Origin of the sequence: Gilliamella sp. Pas-s27, from assembly GCF_009795865.1 — a bacterium.
Classification (GTDB): Bacteria; Pseudomonadota; Gammaproteobacteria; order Enterobacterales; family Orbaceae; genus Gilliamella.
The window spans coordinates 31,449-50,290 of sequence record NZ_WTEW01000004.1 but is presented as its reverse complement, the minus strand read 5'-3'; the positions used below and the strand labels follow the sequence as shown (position 1 = coordinate 50,290).

The window sequence follows — 18,842 nt, the reverse complement described above, 5'->3', positions numbered from 1 at the left end:
CAAAACTCCGTCAGTGGACATTGCTGGCGGAACAATACTAAATCTTTAAAACCAATAACATATTAAAGCTTGATACATGTCCCATAAGGTGCTTTAGCCACTCGTTTTATAGAGTCTAATAGCTCACTATTATCAATTAAAAAACGGCTAATATCCATTTCAATGCATCGACACATAGTAAATCTATCTCTATTTTTAATATTAACGTTACTGATAATAATCACTAAGTCAGCGTGTTGAATATTATCAGATGTAATCTCATTATCTATACCTAATGCGCCTTGGGTTTCTATTTTTATAGTCCAATTTTTTTGTTTAGCAAGCCTTGCCAAACGTTCGGCAGCCATATAAGTATGCGCAACACCGCTAATACATGCCGTAATAGCAACGACATTTAATTTTACCATTCACGAAACCCTTTATTGAACATAAAAGGCTATTATTGTGAATTAAAAAATCTAATGCAATATCTAATTGTAATTTAAAAAATAATCTCGATAAAATAGCGTTACCATTATTCCTTTGTGACAACTCATAAGCGCTAGTATATAATATATTATTAATTGATAAATCAAAGAGATATAAAAAGTGGAAATATCAATTGAAGAAGTGTTAAAACAATTTATCAATAATGATAAAAATAATAACCACATCTATTTTGCCAACAACAGCACTAATGCCCCTTTGCTTGCCTACCAAGTCAACTTCCCTAGAATTGAAATCATATTGGAAGGAAAACAACAAATGCAATGGGAAGATAATGAAGGAAAAGTGATTGAAAAAACTTTAACTGCTAATGATCTATTGTATATTTCTGCTCAAAGTTGGAACAAACCTATTTGGACAACACCTACTACATTATTAAGTATTTTATTTGGGAAACAACAAATCGGAATCAGTTTATTGCATTGGGATGGTACTCAGTTAATACCCTGTGGTCAAGTTAACAAACCTAGGCGAGGACCAAGAGTAGGGACATTTATCATTCAAGCGCTAACAGAAATAACTTGGCAAAATCAATCGCTTGAACAAAACAAAACGGTATACTTTTTGATTCAAAGCTTATTAAGTAATACACTTGACTTACTCAATGTTGATATTGAAACATCATCCAAAACGGCAAGCCTATTTGTAGCTATTCGCCAATACATAGACACTCACTTTCGTGAAGATATTACACGCGACTTTTTGGCTAACATGTTTTACATTTCGCCCAATTACTTATCGCATCTGTTTCAACGCGAAGGCAAAATAGGACTAAACGAATACCTAAACCACATCCGCTTAGAATATGCAAAATCGTTATTGAAAGATTATGATCTAAATGTAAAAGAAGTTGCGATAACATCGGGGTTTAAAGACAGTAATTATTTTTGTCGGATTTTCAAAAAAAAGACAGAACGAACACCCACTGAATATCGACGTCAGTATCACAGCAAACTTATACTAAAATAGTAACTTACAATAATAATTATTATCTCCAATTAACACAAAAATCTAAAGAAAAACCAAGCGTATTATTAATATACACTTGGTTTATTAAGAGGTTCTAACCAAAATCAATCTAACTTAGGATGCTGATCCACCAAATCTTGGCGCTGTTTTTGTAAAGTATCGATCTGCTGCTGGATATCTTCCACTTTTTGCTCTATCGAATCGAAGTGATCCGATAAAATCTCTTTGGCTTCTGAGCGATCCGATGCGGCAGGTGTTGCACCTCGAAGCGGTTTATTGGCGGTTTCTTTCATTTTTAAACCTGTCACCAACCCAACTAACGCAACTACCATTAAATAATAGGCTGGCATATATAAATCACCACTCGCTTCAACCAACCAAGCGGCAACGGTTGGTGTTGCCCCAGCAATAAGTACCGAAATATTAAAGGATATAGCCAAAGCACTGTAACGAATACTTGTTGGGAAAATAGCAGGTAAAATAGAGGCCATTACTCCTGTAAAACAGTTAAGTAGCACAGCTAAAATCAATAAACCAATAAAAATAAGTCCAATAACATCACTGTTAATCATCATAAACGCAGGATAAGCAAGAATCAGTAACCCTAAACTCCCCCCAACAATAAAAGGCCTGCGTCCAATTTTATCACTAATCAAACCAATCATAGGTTGTACAAATAACATTCCGATCATAATAGCGATAATAATCAACACACCATGATCAGCACGATAATTTAAGTTATGCGATAAATAACTTGGCATGTAAGTAAGCAACATATAATAAGTGACATTGGTAATAATCACCAATCCAACACAAACTAACAAACTCTTCCAATATTGAGTGAAAATCGTTTTAAAAGTCATTTGAGGAGGATTTGCGGTATTTGTATTTTCATTATTTTCCATCTCATCGGTATGTTGCTGAAATGCGGGGGTTTCTTCTAATGCGTGGCGTAAATACAAACCAATCAATCCCAATGGCAAGGCAAACAAAAATGGAATTCGCCAGCCCCAATCTTGGAATTTCACTTCGCCAAGAATGCTTGATAATAGTACGACCAAGCCAGCACCAACTAAAAACCCAGCAATCGAACCAAAGTCCAACCAACTCCCCATAAATCCACGCTTACGATCTGGCGAGTATTCTGCAACAAAAATTGCCGCACCTGAATATTCACCGCCTATCGAAAACCCTTGAGCTAATTTTGCGAGTAATAATAAAAGCGGTGCAAAAATACCAATGGTGGCATAAGAAGGAATAAGCCCAATACAAAATGTACTGAGTGACATAATAATAATAGTGACAGAAAGAATTTTTTGGCGCCCCAACTTATCACCAAGCACACCAAAAACTAAACCGCCTAATGGACGCACTAAAAAAGGAACCGAAAAAGTCGCTAAAGCAGCCACAACTTGAATACTTGGCGACGCATCAGGAAAAAACACCTGTCCTAAAACATACGCCAAAAACCCATAAACCCCAAAATCAAACCACTCCATCGCATTGCCCAGTGCTGCTGCAATAATTGCCTTTCTTAATTTGTTATCATCAATAATGGTAATATCATTAATATTTAATGGCTTCCTTTTAAATCTTATTGCTTTTTTCATAACATACCGCCTATTTTAATTTAGACAAAGAAAAGGAATAACGAAGTAACACCATTGATATCATTGTGTAATACAAAATGAACATCATTGATATTACAAAAAATACGCTAAAACAGTTAATAAAGATTGATGCAAAATCCAATAAAACAAAAAAGAGGAAAATAAAAAGCAAAAACAGGTAAGTAATTTCGACTAGCTATATTGCGACTTGATAACAGTAAAACAATTCCTTTTCACAAAAATTGTCCATCAAGTATAACAAAATATCCCATTTTGTAAAATGCAACCACTACACACCCTCATTTTGCTTTTGCTAAATGTAATTATGAACCATCGTTTTTTTTCGAACAAAGGTAAATACCAATCACAATAAACAATGTACTGATAATATGAAAGTTGGCAATTTCGGTGTGCAAAAATAGAATACTAAAAACACCGCCAGATAAAGGAATAATGTGAGTATAGATCTGCCCACGGTTTGCGCCAATTTCAGCAATCCCCCTATTCCAAAACAAGTAAGATAGCCAAGAAGCAAAAATAGCAATATACAATATACCAAGCAAGAAACTGCTATCAGTATAATGCGCTAAATTTTCAACAGGATAAAAATAAAAATACACTAAAGCAATAGGCAATAACATCAAAGAGCCTAACACGGCACTGACGGTAACAAAAGCATTACCTGCAATCGACTTATCTTTTAAACGTAAAAAGGCACTATAACATGCCCAACTCATTGCCGAAGCCATTGCCCACAGATCACCTTTATTAATATGACTCAATGAATTTAAATTGGTTAGATTACCTTGTAAAATCAAATAAATCACACCCATGGTACTAAACAACACACCTAAGATATTATTTTTTGAAATTGAATCATTAAATAATAATTTATTCATCACCAAAACCATACCTGGCGTTGCCGAAAGATAAATTGATGCATTAAGCGACGAAGTATATTGCAATCCAACATAAAGCGTTAAAGGAAACAAGATCTGACCAAAAATTGCCAATAAACAAATCGGACCAATCGACTTTTTAATTTTAGAAAGATCATTACGTACTTGATGATGATACAATCCTAATAACAACACAGCAGTAATAACCCAACGCCCTTCAGATATAACAATGGGATCGGCTTGCGTTACCAAAACACGCCCAACAACATAATTTCCGCCCCAAAAACAAGCAGCTAAAGTCAGCAATAGATACGGCATATAATACCCTGATATCAGAATGAAGATACGATGGAATTTAGCCACATTATATACCTAAATTAATGCAAAAGAATAACCCCTTTCATTACATTTTTTACCTACTACTATCATTTTGCTCATTATTATTTTTCCAAATCACAACGATAGCATTGACTTAATCTAGTATCCTTAATCATTATCCATTAAAATAACAAAATCAAAACTGACAAGGTACTCCTTATGCGTTGGAAAGACCAAAGAGAGAGCGACAACATCGAAGATCGCCGCTCACAATCAAGCAGTGGAATGGGAACCGTAATCCCTATTAAAGGCAAAGGCAAAATTGCTTTATTTATTGTGGTGTTAGTGGCAGGTTATTATGGTGTTGATTTAACGGGATTACTCGGTTCCGACCTAACAACCCCAGACAGCACACAACAAACCTCCTCGGAATATACCGCAGATGACCGCGAAGCGGCCAAATTCACCTCGATCATTTTAGCCAGTACCGAAGATTACTGGAGCGAACAATTCCAACGCCTAGGCAAAACTTATGTTCCACCTAAATTGGTGCTATATACTCGTGCAACCCAAACATCGTGTGGTACTGGTCAAGCAATGATGGGACCATTTTATTGTAATATTGATAAAACGGTATATTTAGACCTTTCCTTTTATCAAGAAATGAAACAACGCCTTGGCGGTGGGGGGGATTTTGCACAAGGTTATGTTATCGCCCACGAAGTGGGACACCATGTACAGAATTTACTTGGAACATTTAACCAAGTCGAACAACTAACACAAGGACAATCAAACACCACCAAAAACCAAATATCGGTAAAATTAGAATTACAAGCAGACTGTTATGCGGGTATGTGGGGTAATGCAATGCAAAAACAGAACATCCTTGAAGTGGGCGATATAGAACAAGCACTAAAAACGGCACAAGCCATTGGCGACGACCGATTACAACAACAAAGTAGTGGTTATGTTATGCCAGACAGCTTTACCCATGGTTCATCAAAACAGCGTTATACATGGTTTAAAAAAGGATTTGATAACGGTTCGCTTAGTCAGTGCAATACCTTTGCCGAATAATTTGCTGAATAAAAAGTAAAAACGTTAATAATTGTCTTCCTTAATTAGGAAGACAATTTACCAACCACCGTCATCAACTTTTATCATTCACCAAAGCACAAAACAGCAATGAAATGGCCACCATCGCAAATGCAATCCAATAAATAACCTCATGCCCATAAGACTCAGAAACAAAGCCTTGAATTACACCTGCCAAAATCACACTACAAATAATACCATTATTAAATAAGGTAGAGGCGACTCCCATTCTTGTTGGTAGCAGATCTTGAAAATAAATAATACCAATGTTTGCCACAATACCAATAAAAAGCGCATTAAAAAGTTGCAAAGCAAATAAAGCAAATTTATTAGTTAATAAAATCATACCGATATAAAATAACAAACCACAAACAATGGCGATAAAAAATAAATTTCTTTTGCCCAATTTGGGGACTAAATAGCCTGCAATCAACATAACAGGAATTTCAATACCTGCCGCTAACCCCATTAATTGCCCAGGTAATGAATTTGATAAATGTAATACAGAATCCACATAAAGTGGCATATCGATGATATACATCATATTGGCTGTCCACATAAACACAGTAGAAAGCAATAAACAAACTACATTTCTATTTTTAAATAGCGGTTGTTCGGTTGATTTTATATCAATCGAATTATCAAGTTGTGAGGTTGGATTTTTTTCAACCGATGGTAAAAAAAATGCAACAAACAACATTGCCACAACAAACATAGACATGGCACTTAAATACATGGCAGTAAAACCATAATGAACGGCTAAACCAAATGAAAGTGGCGGTCCAATCACCCACGCCAAAGAAAGCTGTGCACGAATTAACGAATTAAACGCCACCACATTGCGCCCTGTTTTTACCGCATATTCACGCGCAAGAGCAAAAACTTGAGGCATTGCCGCCGATGATAAAGCCGCGAATAAAACACCCAGTGTAATCAAAACAAAATAGTGCCGAGAAAAGGCAAATATCACACTATTAGCAACGCCCATTAAACAACAAAATATAACAATATGTCGCCTATCGCCTTTTTTGTCTGAATATTTAGCTAACAAAAAGCTACCAATAATACTTGCTAACGCATTCACCGAAAAAAACAACCCCACCAAACGGGGATTAACATTTACTTCAAACGATAAAAAACGGCTTAACGTAGGCGATTGCAACGCCCCTGCAATACCGACAATAAACGTAGTGGCTAAAAAAGCAATAAAAATAACGCTCTGTTTTTGACGAAACGAAGATATCTTAGTCATAACAATACATAGTAGAGGGATTTGTGCCGATTATATACTTAAAATTGGCATAAAAGTAATAAAATTCAAAGGGAAGTGAGCTAGGGGGAAGAGTGCTGTTTTTTATCAAAAAAACAGCCAATAAAAACTTCAATAAAATCAATACCTTTTCTGACTTATTTTTGTGAAAAATAATGTCCTTCGCCTACACGGCGTTAAAGCTATCAACGAAGCAACAAAATGCAGACGCCTATTTCTAAACCACCTACACGGCGTTAAAGATTATCGAAAAAGAAATTTTGGGCGATACGATTTTCTAAACCACCTACACGGCGTTAAAGTCACAAAAACACATCAACGAAATCAAAGCTCATTTCTAAACCACCTACACGGCGTTAAAGATAAGAAAATTAAATTGATAGTTGTTAGTGATTTTCTAAACCACCTACACGGCGTTAAAGTTAATGGCTATTATTTTTATTCTGATTCGTTCTTTCTAAACCACCTACACGGCGTTAAAGGTTTCATTAATGAATGGACAACAAACCAAGATTTTCTAAACCACCTACACGGCGTTAAAGTGTTGATCTAGCAAATGCTTTACTATCAGATCTTTCTAAACCACCTACACGGCGTTAAAGAAAAAAGGATCTTTGGATTTTGTGATTGTGTTTTTCTAAACCACCTACACGGCGTTAAAGTAGAACTTAAGATTCGATAAATCTTGTTGTATAAAGATAAACGACAATTTTAGCTTTGAAAACCCTTTTTTTGAGATATTTTTTAATATGTTGATTTTATTGCGTTTTAAGTTATCGTTAAAAAAAGGGTTTGTGGGGGTTTGTATTCAGAAAATACCTAAAAAATAAATCACATAAAATCAATATTTTTTGTAAACACTTTTTATTTGTAAATGTGATTAGTTGTTTGACGTGGATAGCGCTGTTGTGGCAATTTAGAAAATCGCTGACAGTCATAGCTAAAGCACCGCAAACTTTAACTCCGTGTAGGTGATTTAACAAAACAACGCAATTCTAAGGTAATGCCCCAACTTATGCTAGGGCTTTATTCTTTACTATATTAACCTCTATTTGCACCATAACTACCACCACGCCCTTAGGATTAAGAACTAAACGCTAAAAACTAAGGTGTAGTGCAAACAGCATATCCGCTGCTAGAAGTGCTGAGGCTACTGACTTGACCGAAACTCGAGTAGACACTGAACTGGTCGCTACCTGATGCGTCGCTTGTCCAGTAGTTGTTGCCAACGAAGCCTGCATCAGCATAAACGTAGAAGTGCATGCCTCCCCACTCAGTGAAAAAGCCTGCCCCTATGTGACGCTTGTAAACATTATCACTAGACGACGGCGTAGCACCAACTGCACCTTGACAATCACTTTCAGACATCCAACCAGAGCAAACTGCATTAGTTAAATCCTTTACCTTAGCAAGGCGATACCCCAAACTATTACACCATGCTAATTGATCACTATAACGTTTATCTTGATCACCCCGATTGACGAACCACTGCTTTAACACAAAGCCATATTTCACGACAACATTACCACTACTATCTCTTCCCTCCAACTCAAACGTCTGTGGCAAAGTCGGCACTGTAAGTGAACTAGGATTACTTGATTGTATTTGAGTATTATCCGCCCTTGGACCGGTTAACTTAACACGTGTTACCTGTTTCCCCCTACCAATATCAATCCACCCCTCAGAAGCCATTACTATCGTTGCTGTGGCCGTTACTCCTCCATGAGAAACAGGAGACCAAGTTAACTGACTTGCATCTACCCCAACAATATCCAAATCAAAATATAAACTATCAGCTCCTGTCGACGGAAAATTAAGATTGTAAGAAGAAGGATTTGTAGACTGAACTAAAAAACCCTTATATGGATTCCATATGTTAGATGGGCCTGCAAACTGGCCTGAACCTTCCTTTAGAAACGGTCTGACCGAACAAATACTTACATCGGCATTCGGGTTAATATAATAATCCACTGAAGATTCACTAAAAGTACTACTTCTTGGAACGCCATACTGTGTTGTTAAAGTTCCATTTGTACTTTCTAAGCTTATCCGATAGGGCGCATTACATATACTTAATGCATCATCGCGATTAACGGTATTACTATCTTTATCGTTAAACGATACCGATATACTCCCCGTTATTGTAACACCATTTACCCCCTGTCCGTCACCATCATCATCCCCCCAATTGCTTGGTATAATTAAGTCATTTAAATTGATTGAATTTTTTGATGGTGGTACCACCATGCTGATATCACCTAAAGTATTTTTGATATTAGATAACCTTATTGGATTTAAGAAACTTGAAGTGTTGGTCGATGGGGTAAGTTTTGTACCATCAGGCAATATAATAAATAATAGCTCGTCAACATTGGTTGACTTGGTTATACCACCATCAAATGTTAAATACGGCGCACTGCCATGTATAACCTGTGAAGTCTGTGCCGACAACGCTTGCGTTCCTTGCGTATATGACAATAAAAGCAGTGGCGCAAAGACCAAGGCAGATTTAGGTAAGTTAGACAATCTAGATAAGAAAGGCAAAAACCTCAATCTTCGTAATAAATCTAGTGATAGATTCGGCAATTTTACGAAATTTGATGATAAAAATAAGAATTGAGACTGTTTTTGATTACAGTGATATTGAAAAAGATTTAGAGTACAGGGCTGCCAATACCTATTATCATGATGGAGCATAATATTTCACCTTTAAAATAACTTATTGTTTTATTTGTTTTTTCATATTTCACGCTCGTTTTATGAGCTTTTTTAAAAGAGCATTAAGCATAACTTGTTAATAATTAAATAACTAGTTTTTTTAAAAGAATTGTAAAATTTTATTAATTTTTGGGCGTATTGTTTGGATAATTAGCCTTTTGAACAGAAGTTTTTGGGTAAAATAAACCAAAAAACTCAAATAAAATCAATACCTTTCTTGAACCTTTTTTGTACATATTTATATAAAATAGCTCTGTTTAGCGACGGGCTTTGTTATTTGTTTACATCAACCACATAACGGCCTTTTATTTGCCCTGCAATCATGTTGTTTGCGACTTCAACACATTCATTTAGAGTAACTGTTTGACCAATATTTGCTAAAATTTGCGCATCAAGCTGTTGGGATAATAACTGCCATGCTGACACACGTTTATCATAGCTTGCCATGACGCTATCCACGCCTGCCAAAGTTACTCCTCGTAAAATAAATGGCGCAACTGTTGCTGGTAAGTCCATTCCTTGAGCAAGTCCACAACAAGCGACAATACCGCCATATTGAGTTTGAGCGCAAGCATTGGCTAAAGTGTGCGAACCAACCGCATCAACAACCGCTGACCACTGTTCTTTTTGTAATGGTTTGCCTGCTTCTTTTAACGTTTGGCTATCAATAACATTAACTGCACCGAGTTTTTGTAGATAATGTGCTTCATCGATTTTACTAGTCGATGCTGTAACTTGATAACCTAATCTGGCCAGTAAGCTGATCGCAACCGATCCCACTCCCCCACTTGCTCCAGTCACAAGCACCATGCCATGGTGGGGTTTTATGCCAAAATCGACAATTCGCTCAACACATAACGCAGCTGTATAACCTGCTGTGCCAATGACCATGGCTTGATAAGGCGTTAGATTGTTAGGTAGTGGAATCAGCCAATCCGATTTTAAATAGGCATATTGTGACAAACATCCCCAATGCGTTTCACCACAGCCCCAACCGTTTAAAATCACCTGTTCACCTTTTTGGTAACGCCCACTAGCACATTCAACCACACACCCAACACCATCAATCCCCGGCACCATTGGCCATTGCCTAACTACAGGGCTTTTGTTGGTTAAGGCTAGTGCATCTTTATAGTTGATGCTTGAATAAGCAACCTGAATTAACGTGTCACCTTGTTGCGCTAAGAGTTGTTGTTTACTGACGCTTTTTAGCGAGCTCACAAAACCCGTTGTGGCTTCTTTTTCGAGGAGAATGGCATTAAATGACATGGCTATTCCTTATTAGATTGAAGATTAAATATTAAAATAGTGATAAAGATGAATAACAAAAAGCGGTGTAACCTGACACCGCTAATTTTAAATTTGGATTACATCACATTGTATCAAATAAGTCTCTCTACTTTAATATGTAACTAACTAGTTATTTTTTTATTTTGTGCCGCCGACGAAACCGCACCAATAAACACCACATCGCTTGACGAGTTTAATGCGGTTTCAACCGAATCTTGAATTACACCAATGGCAATACCAATCCCAATGACTTTAGCGGAAATTTCGTTCGGTATACCAAACATACTGCAGGCAACAGGAATAAGCAATAACGATCCACCTGCAATACCCGATGCACCGCAAGCACATACCGAGGTCACAATACATAGTAATACCGCAGAATAGATATCAACATGTATACCCGCACTAGCTGGCATTGAATTCACTGTTGCTAGTGTTAACACCGTAATGGTAACAGCTGCACCCGACATATTAATTGCCGCCCCAAGTGGCACAGCAACGGTATAGGTATCTTCATCCATATTATATTTTTTACAGATTTCAATATTAACGGGAATATTCGCCGCAGAACTACGTGTAAAAAAAGCTGGGATCGCACTTTCTTTTAAAGCGGTAAATACAAGTGGATATGGATTCTTCCGCATAACGAGATAAGCAAGCAATGGATTAATAACCAATGCAACAATCGCCATGCAAGAAACTAATACAACTAATAAGTGCGCATATTTGTAGAGTTCATTAAACCCTGTTTCGGCTAATGTTGAAGCAACAAGCCCAAAGACGCCTAAAGGCGCAAATCGAATAATAATTCTGACAATAAACGAAATAGCATAAGACAAATCATTCATCATCGTTTTAGTGGTTTGACTGCTATGTCTTAAAGCTAAGCCAATACCAACTCCCCATACAATAAGGCCAATATAATTTGCATTAATCAGTGCATTAATTGGATTGTCAATCATTTTACCTAATAAGGTTTTTAATACTTCGGTAATGCCATTAGGTGGCGTTAGTTCAAGGTTCTTTAGTGTATCACCAAATGAAATCTGTGACGGGAATAAAAAACTAGCAACCGTGGCTAATAATGCGGCTAACATCATACCAACAAGATAAAGAACAATTAATGACCTCATATTCGCTTGTTTACCGTGTTGGTGATTCGATATCGAAGCAATAACTAAAATAAGCACAAGAATAGGGGCAACTGATTTTAAGGCATTAATAAAAAGATCGCCTAATAATGACATATTTAGCGCCGTATTTTTAGATACAGCAGCTAGTGTAACGCCAAATATTAACCCCAATAAAATCTGTGGAATCAACCCGACTTTAAAATAAAATCGAACTAGAGGATGAGATGAGTGTGCCATGCTACTTTCCTGTTTATTAAAGACAAGCCCAAGACCTTAACATATTTGAATAGTAAATTTATATAAAAAAATCATAATAATAATCTTTTTTTATATATTACTTCAAGTAATTACTAAGTTTTATTATTCATTAAAAACAGTCTTAGCTTAAGCATCATTTACTATCAAAAAATAGCTAAACATAAACAAAAAAACTAGTATTATCATTTTATATAATACTAGTTTAGCTATAGATATACCCCAATTGGGATTAATTGAAGCTAATCAGGGGCTAGTTAATTTCAGCAACAGCATCGCCTGCATTCACATAATCACCTTCTTGAACCGTTTTGGTTACTGTGCCACTGCGATGTGCAATAATTTGTACTTCCATTTTCATGGCTTCCATAATGCCAATGGCATCACCTTCGTTTACATTTTGCTTATCATCAATAAGCCATTTGAAAAGGTTGCCAGATACAGGCGATGGTACAATCGAATCGGATAGTACGTCATTAGCAGAAGTTGAAGTCGATGAGGTAACGTTTGCTTCGGTTTGCATAGCCAATCCAGCAAATAGGTTTGCAGGTAAGCCCAGTTTACAGCGTTTGCCGTCAATTTCGATAACGGTTTTTATTAATGCTTCTTCTTTGGGGGGAATTTGCCTTTTTGCGGGTGTGATTGTGGCATTTAATTCAGTTTCGATCCAACGAGTATGTACATTAAAATCATCACAAAAATCAGGATGTTCAATCACAGCACGATCAAATGGTAAAACACTTGCCACCCCTTCAATTGTAAATTCTGCTAACGCTCGGCGAGCCCTAGCAATGGCTTGTTGTCGATTATGACCAACCACAATCAATTTTGCCATTAGTGAATCAAACGTGGCAGGAATCGTTGAGCCCACCGTGACGCCACTGTCTACACGAACACCAACACCTAATGGCACATCAAAGCGCGTAATGGTGCCTGCCGCAGGTAAAAAACCATTAGCGGCATCTTCGGCATTGATACGAAACTCAATAGCATGGGCTTTAGGTTTTGGCGTTTCATTAATGCTTAATGGCAAACCTTGAGCAATACGCAGTTGTTCAACAACAAGATCAATGCCTGTTGTTTCTTCTGTTACGGGATGTTCTACTTGTAACCGTGTGTTGACTTCTAAAAACGATAATTTACCATCTTGGCTGAGTAAAAATTCAACCGTCCCGACACCAACATAATTTGCTTTAGCACAAATGGCTATTGATGCTTGGGTTATTTGTTCGGTTAATTGTTCGCTAATAAAAGGAGCGGGCGATTCTTCAATTAATTTTTGATTACGTCGTTGCAGTGAGCAATCGCGTGTACCAACCACAACAATATGCCCTAATTTGTCGGCAATAATTTGTGCTTCGACATGTCTAGGGTTATGTAAGAATTGTTCTAAAAAGCACTCTCCACGCCCAAAAGCAGCAGTTGCTTCACGCACGGCGGAATGGTAAAGCTCTTCCACTTCGTCTATTTGCCAAGCAACTTTTAAGCCTCGACCACCGCCACCAAATGCAGCTTTTATAGCAATAGGCAAGCCATGGGCATGAGCAAATTCGACGGCTTCTTTAGCATTTTTAGCAGGTTCTTTTGTTCCTACAACCAAAGGGGCACCTACCTGTAATGCAAGCTGCCTTGCTTTGACTTTATCGCCTAATATTTCGATCGTTTCGGGGTTGGGACCAACCCAAATTAACCCTGCATCTTGCACCGATTTTGCAAATTCAACACGTTCAGATAAAAAACCATAACCAGGGTGAACCATCGTTGCTCCTGATTTTTTAGCTATAGCGATAATTTTATCAATATCTAAATACGTTTCACTTGGTATATTACCTGCTAGTCCATAAGCTTCATCGGCCATTTGTACGTGAAGTGCGTTAATATCGGCATCAGCATAAATCGCAATAGACAAAAAACCCATATCACGACAGGCACGCACAATGCGTACGGCAATTTCGCCACGGTTAGCAATTAATACTTTATGCGTTATTGTTTGATTATTTTTAGACATGATCAACATCACTCCCTTAAAATTCTTTAAATATCCCTATCGGATTAAATTTTATTTTGGCATTGACTGGAATTTGACCTGCCAAATCTAAATGATAATTACAGACTGCACCAATAACAGGATAACCACCCGTTAAAGGATGATCATTCAAAAATAACACAGGTTGTCCATTAGCTGGAATTTGAATTGCTCCAATGCAAGTCCCTTCACTTGGTAATTCTTGGTGTTTTTCACGAGTTAATGGTTGTTCACCAGATAAGCGTAATCCAATACGATTAGACGCTGGCGTTACTTGCCATAACTGTGAAGTAAGAAGTTCTATCGCTTGCTGAGTAAACCAATCGGTACGCGGTCCAAGCACAATATCTAAGACGACCACATCTTGGCTAGTTGGGTAATTGATAGTAGGGGTTTCGGTTAATAAAACTGGTTTTAATGTGTTTGTTTGCTTTATTGCCAATGTTTGCCCTGCTTTTAGTGGCAATGGACCTACTTGTGCAAGCGTATCAAACGCACAACTGGTTAAAATTGGCGATACTTGAAAACCACCACGCACCGCTAAATAACTACGAGTGCCACATTTTACATTACTTAAGCGGATAATATCGCCTACTTCTAATTGAATTGGCTGATACATGGGCGAAGTATAGGTTTCGCCTTGGGCGGTGGTGATGGTGATATCACATACAGCTCCTGTTATTGTAACTAGCATTGAACGGTTTATTTGTGCGCTAAAACCACCTTGAGTAATTTCTAACGCCGGTTCATTAATTGAATTACCTAATATACGGTTAGCGCTGTGTAATGCGCTTTTATCCATCGCTCCCGATTCAGAAATACCTAACGCTGCCTGACCAATTCGACCATTGTCTTGGAACAATGTTTGTAGTCCTGTCGTTAATACGTTTATATCTTGTTGCGGCTCAACAGTGTTATCTTGTTTTTTAGAAACTGATAAATGAGCAGGTAAATGATAAGTTGTTTTCGATTGGCTCATATCAATAAAATGAACCCGAGTGCCGGGTTTGAACAGCGCTGGCTCATCACGATAGATGTCCCAAACGGCGGTATCGGTAATACCAATAAGTTGCCAACCACCAGGGCTTGATTGTGGGTAAACACTACTAAATTCCCCTGCTAAAGCAACCGATCCTGCTGGAATGCGAACGCGTGGAGATTGTCGGCGTGGTACATTAAGTTGAACCGTTTTGGATACCATATAAGCAAACCCCGGAGCAAAGCCACAAAAAGCCACTTGATATTCGTTATTGGTGTGCCTTGCAATCACTTCGGCAACTGTTATGCCAAGATAATCTGCCACTTGAGGTAAATCTTCGCCATTATAGCGAACCGGTATTGTTACCAATTCGCCAGATTGCATAACGTTTGCCGAAATATCTAATTGAGCAATTTGCTTTGCAAGTATATTAGCATTGGTCACAATGGGGTTATAACGGATTAATAGGGTTCGTGCCGCTGGGATTATTTCATTGATATGCCACTCAGCAATAACACCTTGAAGCACATCTGTAAGCGCCATGGTTTGCTCAAGGCTGTTTAATTCTACGATAAACGCATCGATATTAACGGGTAAAAATCGCATTAAGTACCTCGAAATATGATCAATATCCAATCACTAACAACACATATTTTATATTGTTTTGTTTAATCATATTTTTATTTTTTTATTAATTTAATTAATTTTTTTCAAAATATTAACTAATTTAGTTATTATTACTTTTAGTAAACAAGGCAATATGAATGCCATTTTGTTGTAGTTTTTGTCGAACTTTTTGTGCCATTGCTAAAGCACCAGCGCTATCGCCATGGACACAAATTGATTCTGCCTCAATACGCACAAATTGCCCTTCGATAGACATCACGCCACCGTCATTAACTAATTGCAACATTCGCTCGGCAACCAAATCAGGATCGTGCAATACAGCACCAGCTTCTTTACGCGAAACTAATGTGCCATCGGCATGATATGCTCTATCAGCAAACGCTTCGGCAACGACGCTCAAGCCACTTTCTTTAGCCCATTCAATCAATTTTGAGCCTGCAAGAGCAACCAAAGTCAATGTGGAATCAACCGCACAAAGCGCATCGATCACCGCCATTGCCTGACGTTTATCATGCGCAATGGTGTTATATAATGCACCATGTGGCTTAACATAACTTACTTTGGTGCCGATTGATGTGGCTAATCCTTTAAGTGCGCCAATTTGATAAATCACATCAGCGGTTAATTCATCAGTTGCTATATCCATATTACGGCGACCAAACCCCACTAAATCAGGGTAGCCAACATGAGCACCCACTTCCACATTATTGGCTTTGGCCGCTTTCAATGTTTTTAAAATACCTGCTGGTGAACCTGCATGAAATCCGCAAGCGACATTAGCACTGCTAACAACTTTTAGCATTGCCTCGTCATTACCCATTTGCCATTGACCAAAGCTTTCGCCAAGGTCACTGTTTAAATCAATACATTTGGTGATTGTCATATTGTCCTCTATTTTAAATAGTTAAAAATAGTCGCAACCGACATTATGCCCATATACCAAGTAATTGCGCACACAACGACACCTGAAAGTAATAACCATCTTGGATAATGATATCCAGACATAAGATCAGCTCGCCGCCAACCAATATACACAAAAATGGTCAAACCAAGCGGTAACACTAAACCATTAAAGCCACCGGCAAAAACAAGTAATGATGCTGGAGCTGTCCCCATAGCTAAATAGATCACAAGCGAAACAGCAATAAAGATAATGGTGGCAAATTGGCGTTGTCTATCTGTAATTGTTCGTTTAAAAGGTGTAATAAAAGTCATTGAAGTATAAGCGGCTCCAATCACACTGGTTATGGCTGCCGCCCATAAAATCAAACCAAAAAGACGTAATCCAAACTCGCCTAAAGCAACCTGAAACGCTTGCGATGCGGGGTTGGCTGCATAGCTTGAAATATCAATTGTCACACCACTTGCCACGACACCTAAAATCGCTAAAAATAGAATGTAACGCATTAAACCAACAACCACAATCCCTTTAGTTGCCGCCCCCGAAACATAATCAATATGCTCTACACCAACCATACCTTTATCAAGTAAACGGTGAGCGCCAGCATAAGAAATATATCCCCCAACGGTTCCACCAACAATAGTTGTGATTGAAGCAAAGTTAATATCACTCGGGAAAACGGTCTCTTTTAACGCTTCACCAACTGGAGGGTGAGATGCAAACACCACAAATAACGTTAAAACAATCATTAGCAAACCAAAACCAATCATTAAACGATCAATAAAATTGCTAGCTTTACGCGATGAAAAGATATAAACCGCTAAAAATGCACTAATTGCCCCACCCCATTTAGAATCAAGCCCAACCAACGCATTTAAACCTAATCCTGCACCGGCAATATTACCAATATTAAACACTAACCCACCAAATATAATTAGCACTGCAAGCACATAACCACTAAATGGAATTGTGGCATTGGCAATATCAGACGAATTCATTTTAGTTAACGCAACCACTCGCCAAATATTTTGCTGAACAACAAAATCGATAATAATAGAAGCTAAAATACCAAAGCCAAAGGCAGTACCAAGCGTAACGGTAAACGTAGCGGTTTGAGTAATAAATCCTGGACCAATTGCCGATGTTGCCATTAAAAAAATAGCACTAATTAATGAAGCACGCCGATTTTTAACAAAAGCAACGGTACTACTGCTATGATTTTCCATATGCATGTCTCCTCTTAATTTATTTCTATAATTATCAATACAAATATAATTGCATATAATGTTATTTATAGGCGATAACTATGCCGTGATTTCAACTATTTTTGATAATGCAGTTAAATATAATTACTGTTTTTTAAGTAAAAGACTAATAAAAAATAATTATAATGTTCTAAAAAGTTGGCATGAATAAAAATTGTGTACAAAGATATCTTTTATATAAGATCTTTAATTCATATGACTAAACATAATAATTTTTGTAAAAAATTTTAGGAAATACTACGTTTCAATATAAAAACTCATATTATACTAATCCTAATGTAAAGGATTTGTTTTTATTACGTAAAACAAAAATAATTATCTTTTAAAATAAAAAGTCATATTAGTGTATAAGATTTGTAAATAATCCAATAATAACTTAATTCTTTATGTATTTAGGTTTATATTTTGTAATTACCGTTCAGATTTAACGTATATTAGTTAATGTAAGGAAGGAATGTTTCTCAAACTTTTGCTTTAGAATGAGAAACACTAATATTTGTTGTCAAAGCGTATATTGCATAACTAACATGAACACCAAAAGCCTATTATTACAATATAACTTTAAACAGCATGATTGATTTTAAAAAGTAGCTGGCACTAATTGCAAGTCCATAGGGTAATGTAATACCACCTTCGGTTTTCTTAAAACGTTTATATATAATTGCAAAGATTGCCAATGGCAAACCAAAAAATGTAATTACAGCCAAAAAAGACAAGACATTATTTACTGGAATAGTGATTAAAAGAGCAGTAATTAATTTAATATCTCCAGCACCAACTAGTCGGCAATAAAACATAAGTAAACCACAAATTAAAAATATTGCTGATGCGCCATAATTTAGCTGCCCTTGCCCAAATAAAAAGTTTAAAATAGCCAAAATGAATATTATCATAACAATCTTATTTGAAATAGTCCGAGATGTTAAATCCGTATAACAAGAAACTAACAAACACAGCCAAATAGCTAAAAGAATAATATCATTAATTAATTCTTGACTCAC

Annotated in this window: 14 protein-coding genes and 1 CRISPR repeat array; of the genes, 2 read left to right on the top strand and 12 right to left on the bottom strand. The window is 37.0% G+C overall.

Annotation, left to right across the window (positions count from 1 at the left end):
• Positions 1–62: 62 nt before the first annotated feature.
• Positions 63–407, bottom strand: a complete 345-nt coding sequence (locus tag GQ589_RS02725; RefSeq protein ID WP_160411295.1) for a fructose PTS transporter subunit IIB — start codon at positions 405–407, stop codon at positions 63–65.
• A 181-nt stretch (positions 408–588) separates the two neighbouring features.
• On the opposite strand from GQ589_RS02725, the gene GQ589_RS12500 reads away from it, so the two are divergent.
• Positions 589–1,455, top strand: coding sequence for an AraC family transcriptional regulator (locus GQ589_RS12500; protein ID WP_160424463.1), 867 nt, complete (start codon positions 589–591; stop codon positions 1,453–1,455).
• A gap of 104 nt (positions 1,456–1,559) precedes the next feature.
• Here the strand turns inward: GQ589_RS12500 and proP are convergent, their stop codons facing one another.
• Both proP and GQ589_RS02710 read right to left on the bottom strand, forming a co-directional pair.
• On the bottom strand, positions 1,560–3,065 hold the full coding sequence (gene proP, locus GQ589_RS02715; protein ID WP_160401179.1) for a glycine betaine/L-proline transporter ProP: 1,506 nt from the start codon (positions 3,063–3,065) through the stop codon (positions 1,560–1,562).
• A gap of 323 nt (positions 3,066–3,388) precedes the next feature.
• Positions 3,389–4,282 (bottom strand): DMT family transporter, encoded by an 894-nt coding sequence (locus GQ589_RS02710; protein WP_160411297.1) that lies wholly within the window; start codon positions 4,280–4,282, stop codon positions 3,389–3,391.
• A 219-nt stretch (positions 4,283–4,501) separates the two neighbouring features.
• Here GQ589_RS02710 and GQ589_RS02705 point away from each other — a divergent pair, with 219 nt between their 5' ends.
• Complete coding sequence (locus GQ589_RS02705) at positions 4,502–5,359, top strand: neutral zinc metallopeptidase (RefSeq protein WP_160401177.1); 858 nt, start codon at positions 4,502–4,504, stop codon at positions 5,357–5,359.
• A 73-nt stretch (positions 5,360–5,432) separates the two neighbouring features.
• Here GQ589_RS02705 and GQ589_RS02700 read toward each other — a convergent pair whose 3' ends face one another.
• From GQ589_RS02700 to GQ589_RS02660, 9 genes are all read right to left on the bottom strand, one after another.
• Positions 5,433–6,629, bottom strand: a complete 1,197-nt coding sequence (locus tag GQ589_RS02700; RefSeq protein ID WP_160424461.1) for an MFS transporter — start codon at positions 6,627–6,629, stop codon at positions 5,433–5,435.
• A gap of 172 nt (positions 6,630–6,801) precedes the next feature.
• Positions 6,802–7,309: a CRISPR direct-repeat array (repeat unit 28 nt; unit sequence TTTCTAAACCACCTACACGGCGTTAAAG).
• Positions 7,310–7,751: 442 nt separating this feature from the next.
• Positions 7,752–9,098: a hypothetical protein gene (locus GQ589_RS02695; protein WP_160424459.1), complete on the bottom strand. Its 1,347-nt coding sequence runs from the start codon at positions 9,096–9,098 to the stop codon at positions 7,752–7,754.
• Between the two features lie 540 nt (positions 9,099–9,638).
• Positions 9,639–10,634 carry an MDR family oxidoreductase gene (locus GQ589_RS02690; protein ID WP_160424457.1) on the bottom strand — a complete coding sequence of 332 codons (996 nt, stop codon included), beginning with the start codon at positions 10,632–10,634 and terminating at the stop codon, positions 9,639–9,641.
• 143 nt (positions 10,635–10,777) lie between these two features.
• Positions 10,778–12,025: a serine/threonine transporter SstT gene (gene sstT / locus GQ589_RS02685; RefSeq protein WP_160411302.1), complete on the bottom strand. Its 1,248-nt coding sequence runs from the start codon at positions 12,023–12,025 to the stop codon at positions 10,778–10,780.
• Between the two features lie 271 nt (positions 12,026–12,296).
• Entirely contained in the window at positions 12,297–14,051 is a 1,755-nt protein-coding gene (locus GQ589_RS02680) for a biotin carboxylase N-terminal domain-containing protein (RefSeq protein ID WP_202115007.1), read from the bottom strand.
• Positions 14,052–14,067: 16 nt separating this feature from the next.
• Positions 14,068–15,654 (bottom strand): urea amidolyase family protein, encoded by a 1,587-nt coding sequence (locus GQ589_RS02675; protein ID WP_160424453.1) that lies wholly within the window; start codon positions 15,652–15,654, stop codon positions 14,068–14,070.
• Between the two features lie 121 nt (positions 15,655–15,775).
• Positions 15,776–16,552 (bottom strand): 5-oxoprolinase subunit PxpA, encoded by a 777-nt coding sequence (locus GQ589_RS02670; RefSeq protein ID WP_160424530.1) that lies wholly within the window; start codon positions 16,550–16,552, stop codon positions 15,776–15,778.
• Positions 16,553–16,566: 14 nt separating this feature from the next.
• A complete protein-coding gene (locus tag GQ589_RS02665; protein ID WP_160401578.1) occupies positions 16,567–17,802 on the bottom strand; it encodes an NRAMP family divalent metal transporter in 1,236 nt (411 codons plus the stop codon).
• Positions 17,803–18,389: 587 nt separating this feature from the next.
• Positions 18,390–18,842: a prepilin peptidase gene (locus GQ589_RS02660; RefSeq protein WP_160424451.1), complete on the bottom strand. Its 453-nt coding sequence runs from the start codon at positions 18,840–18,842 to the stop codon at positions 18,390–18,392.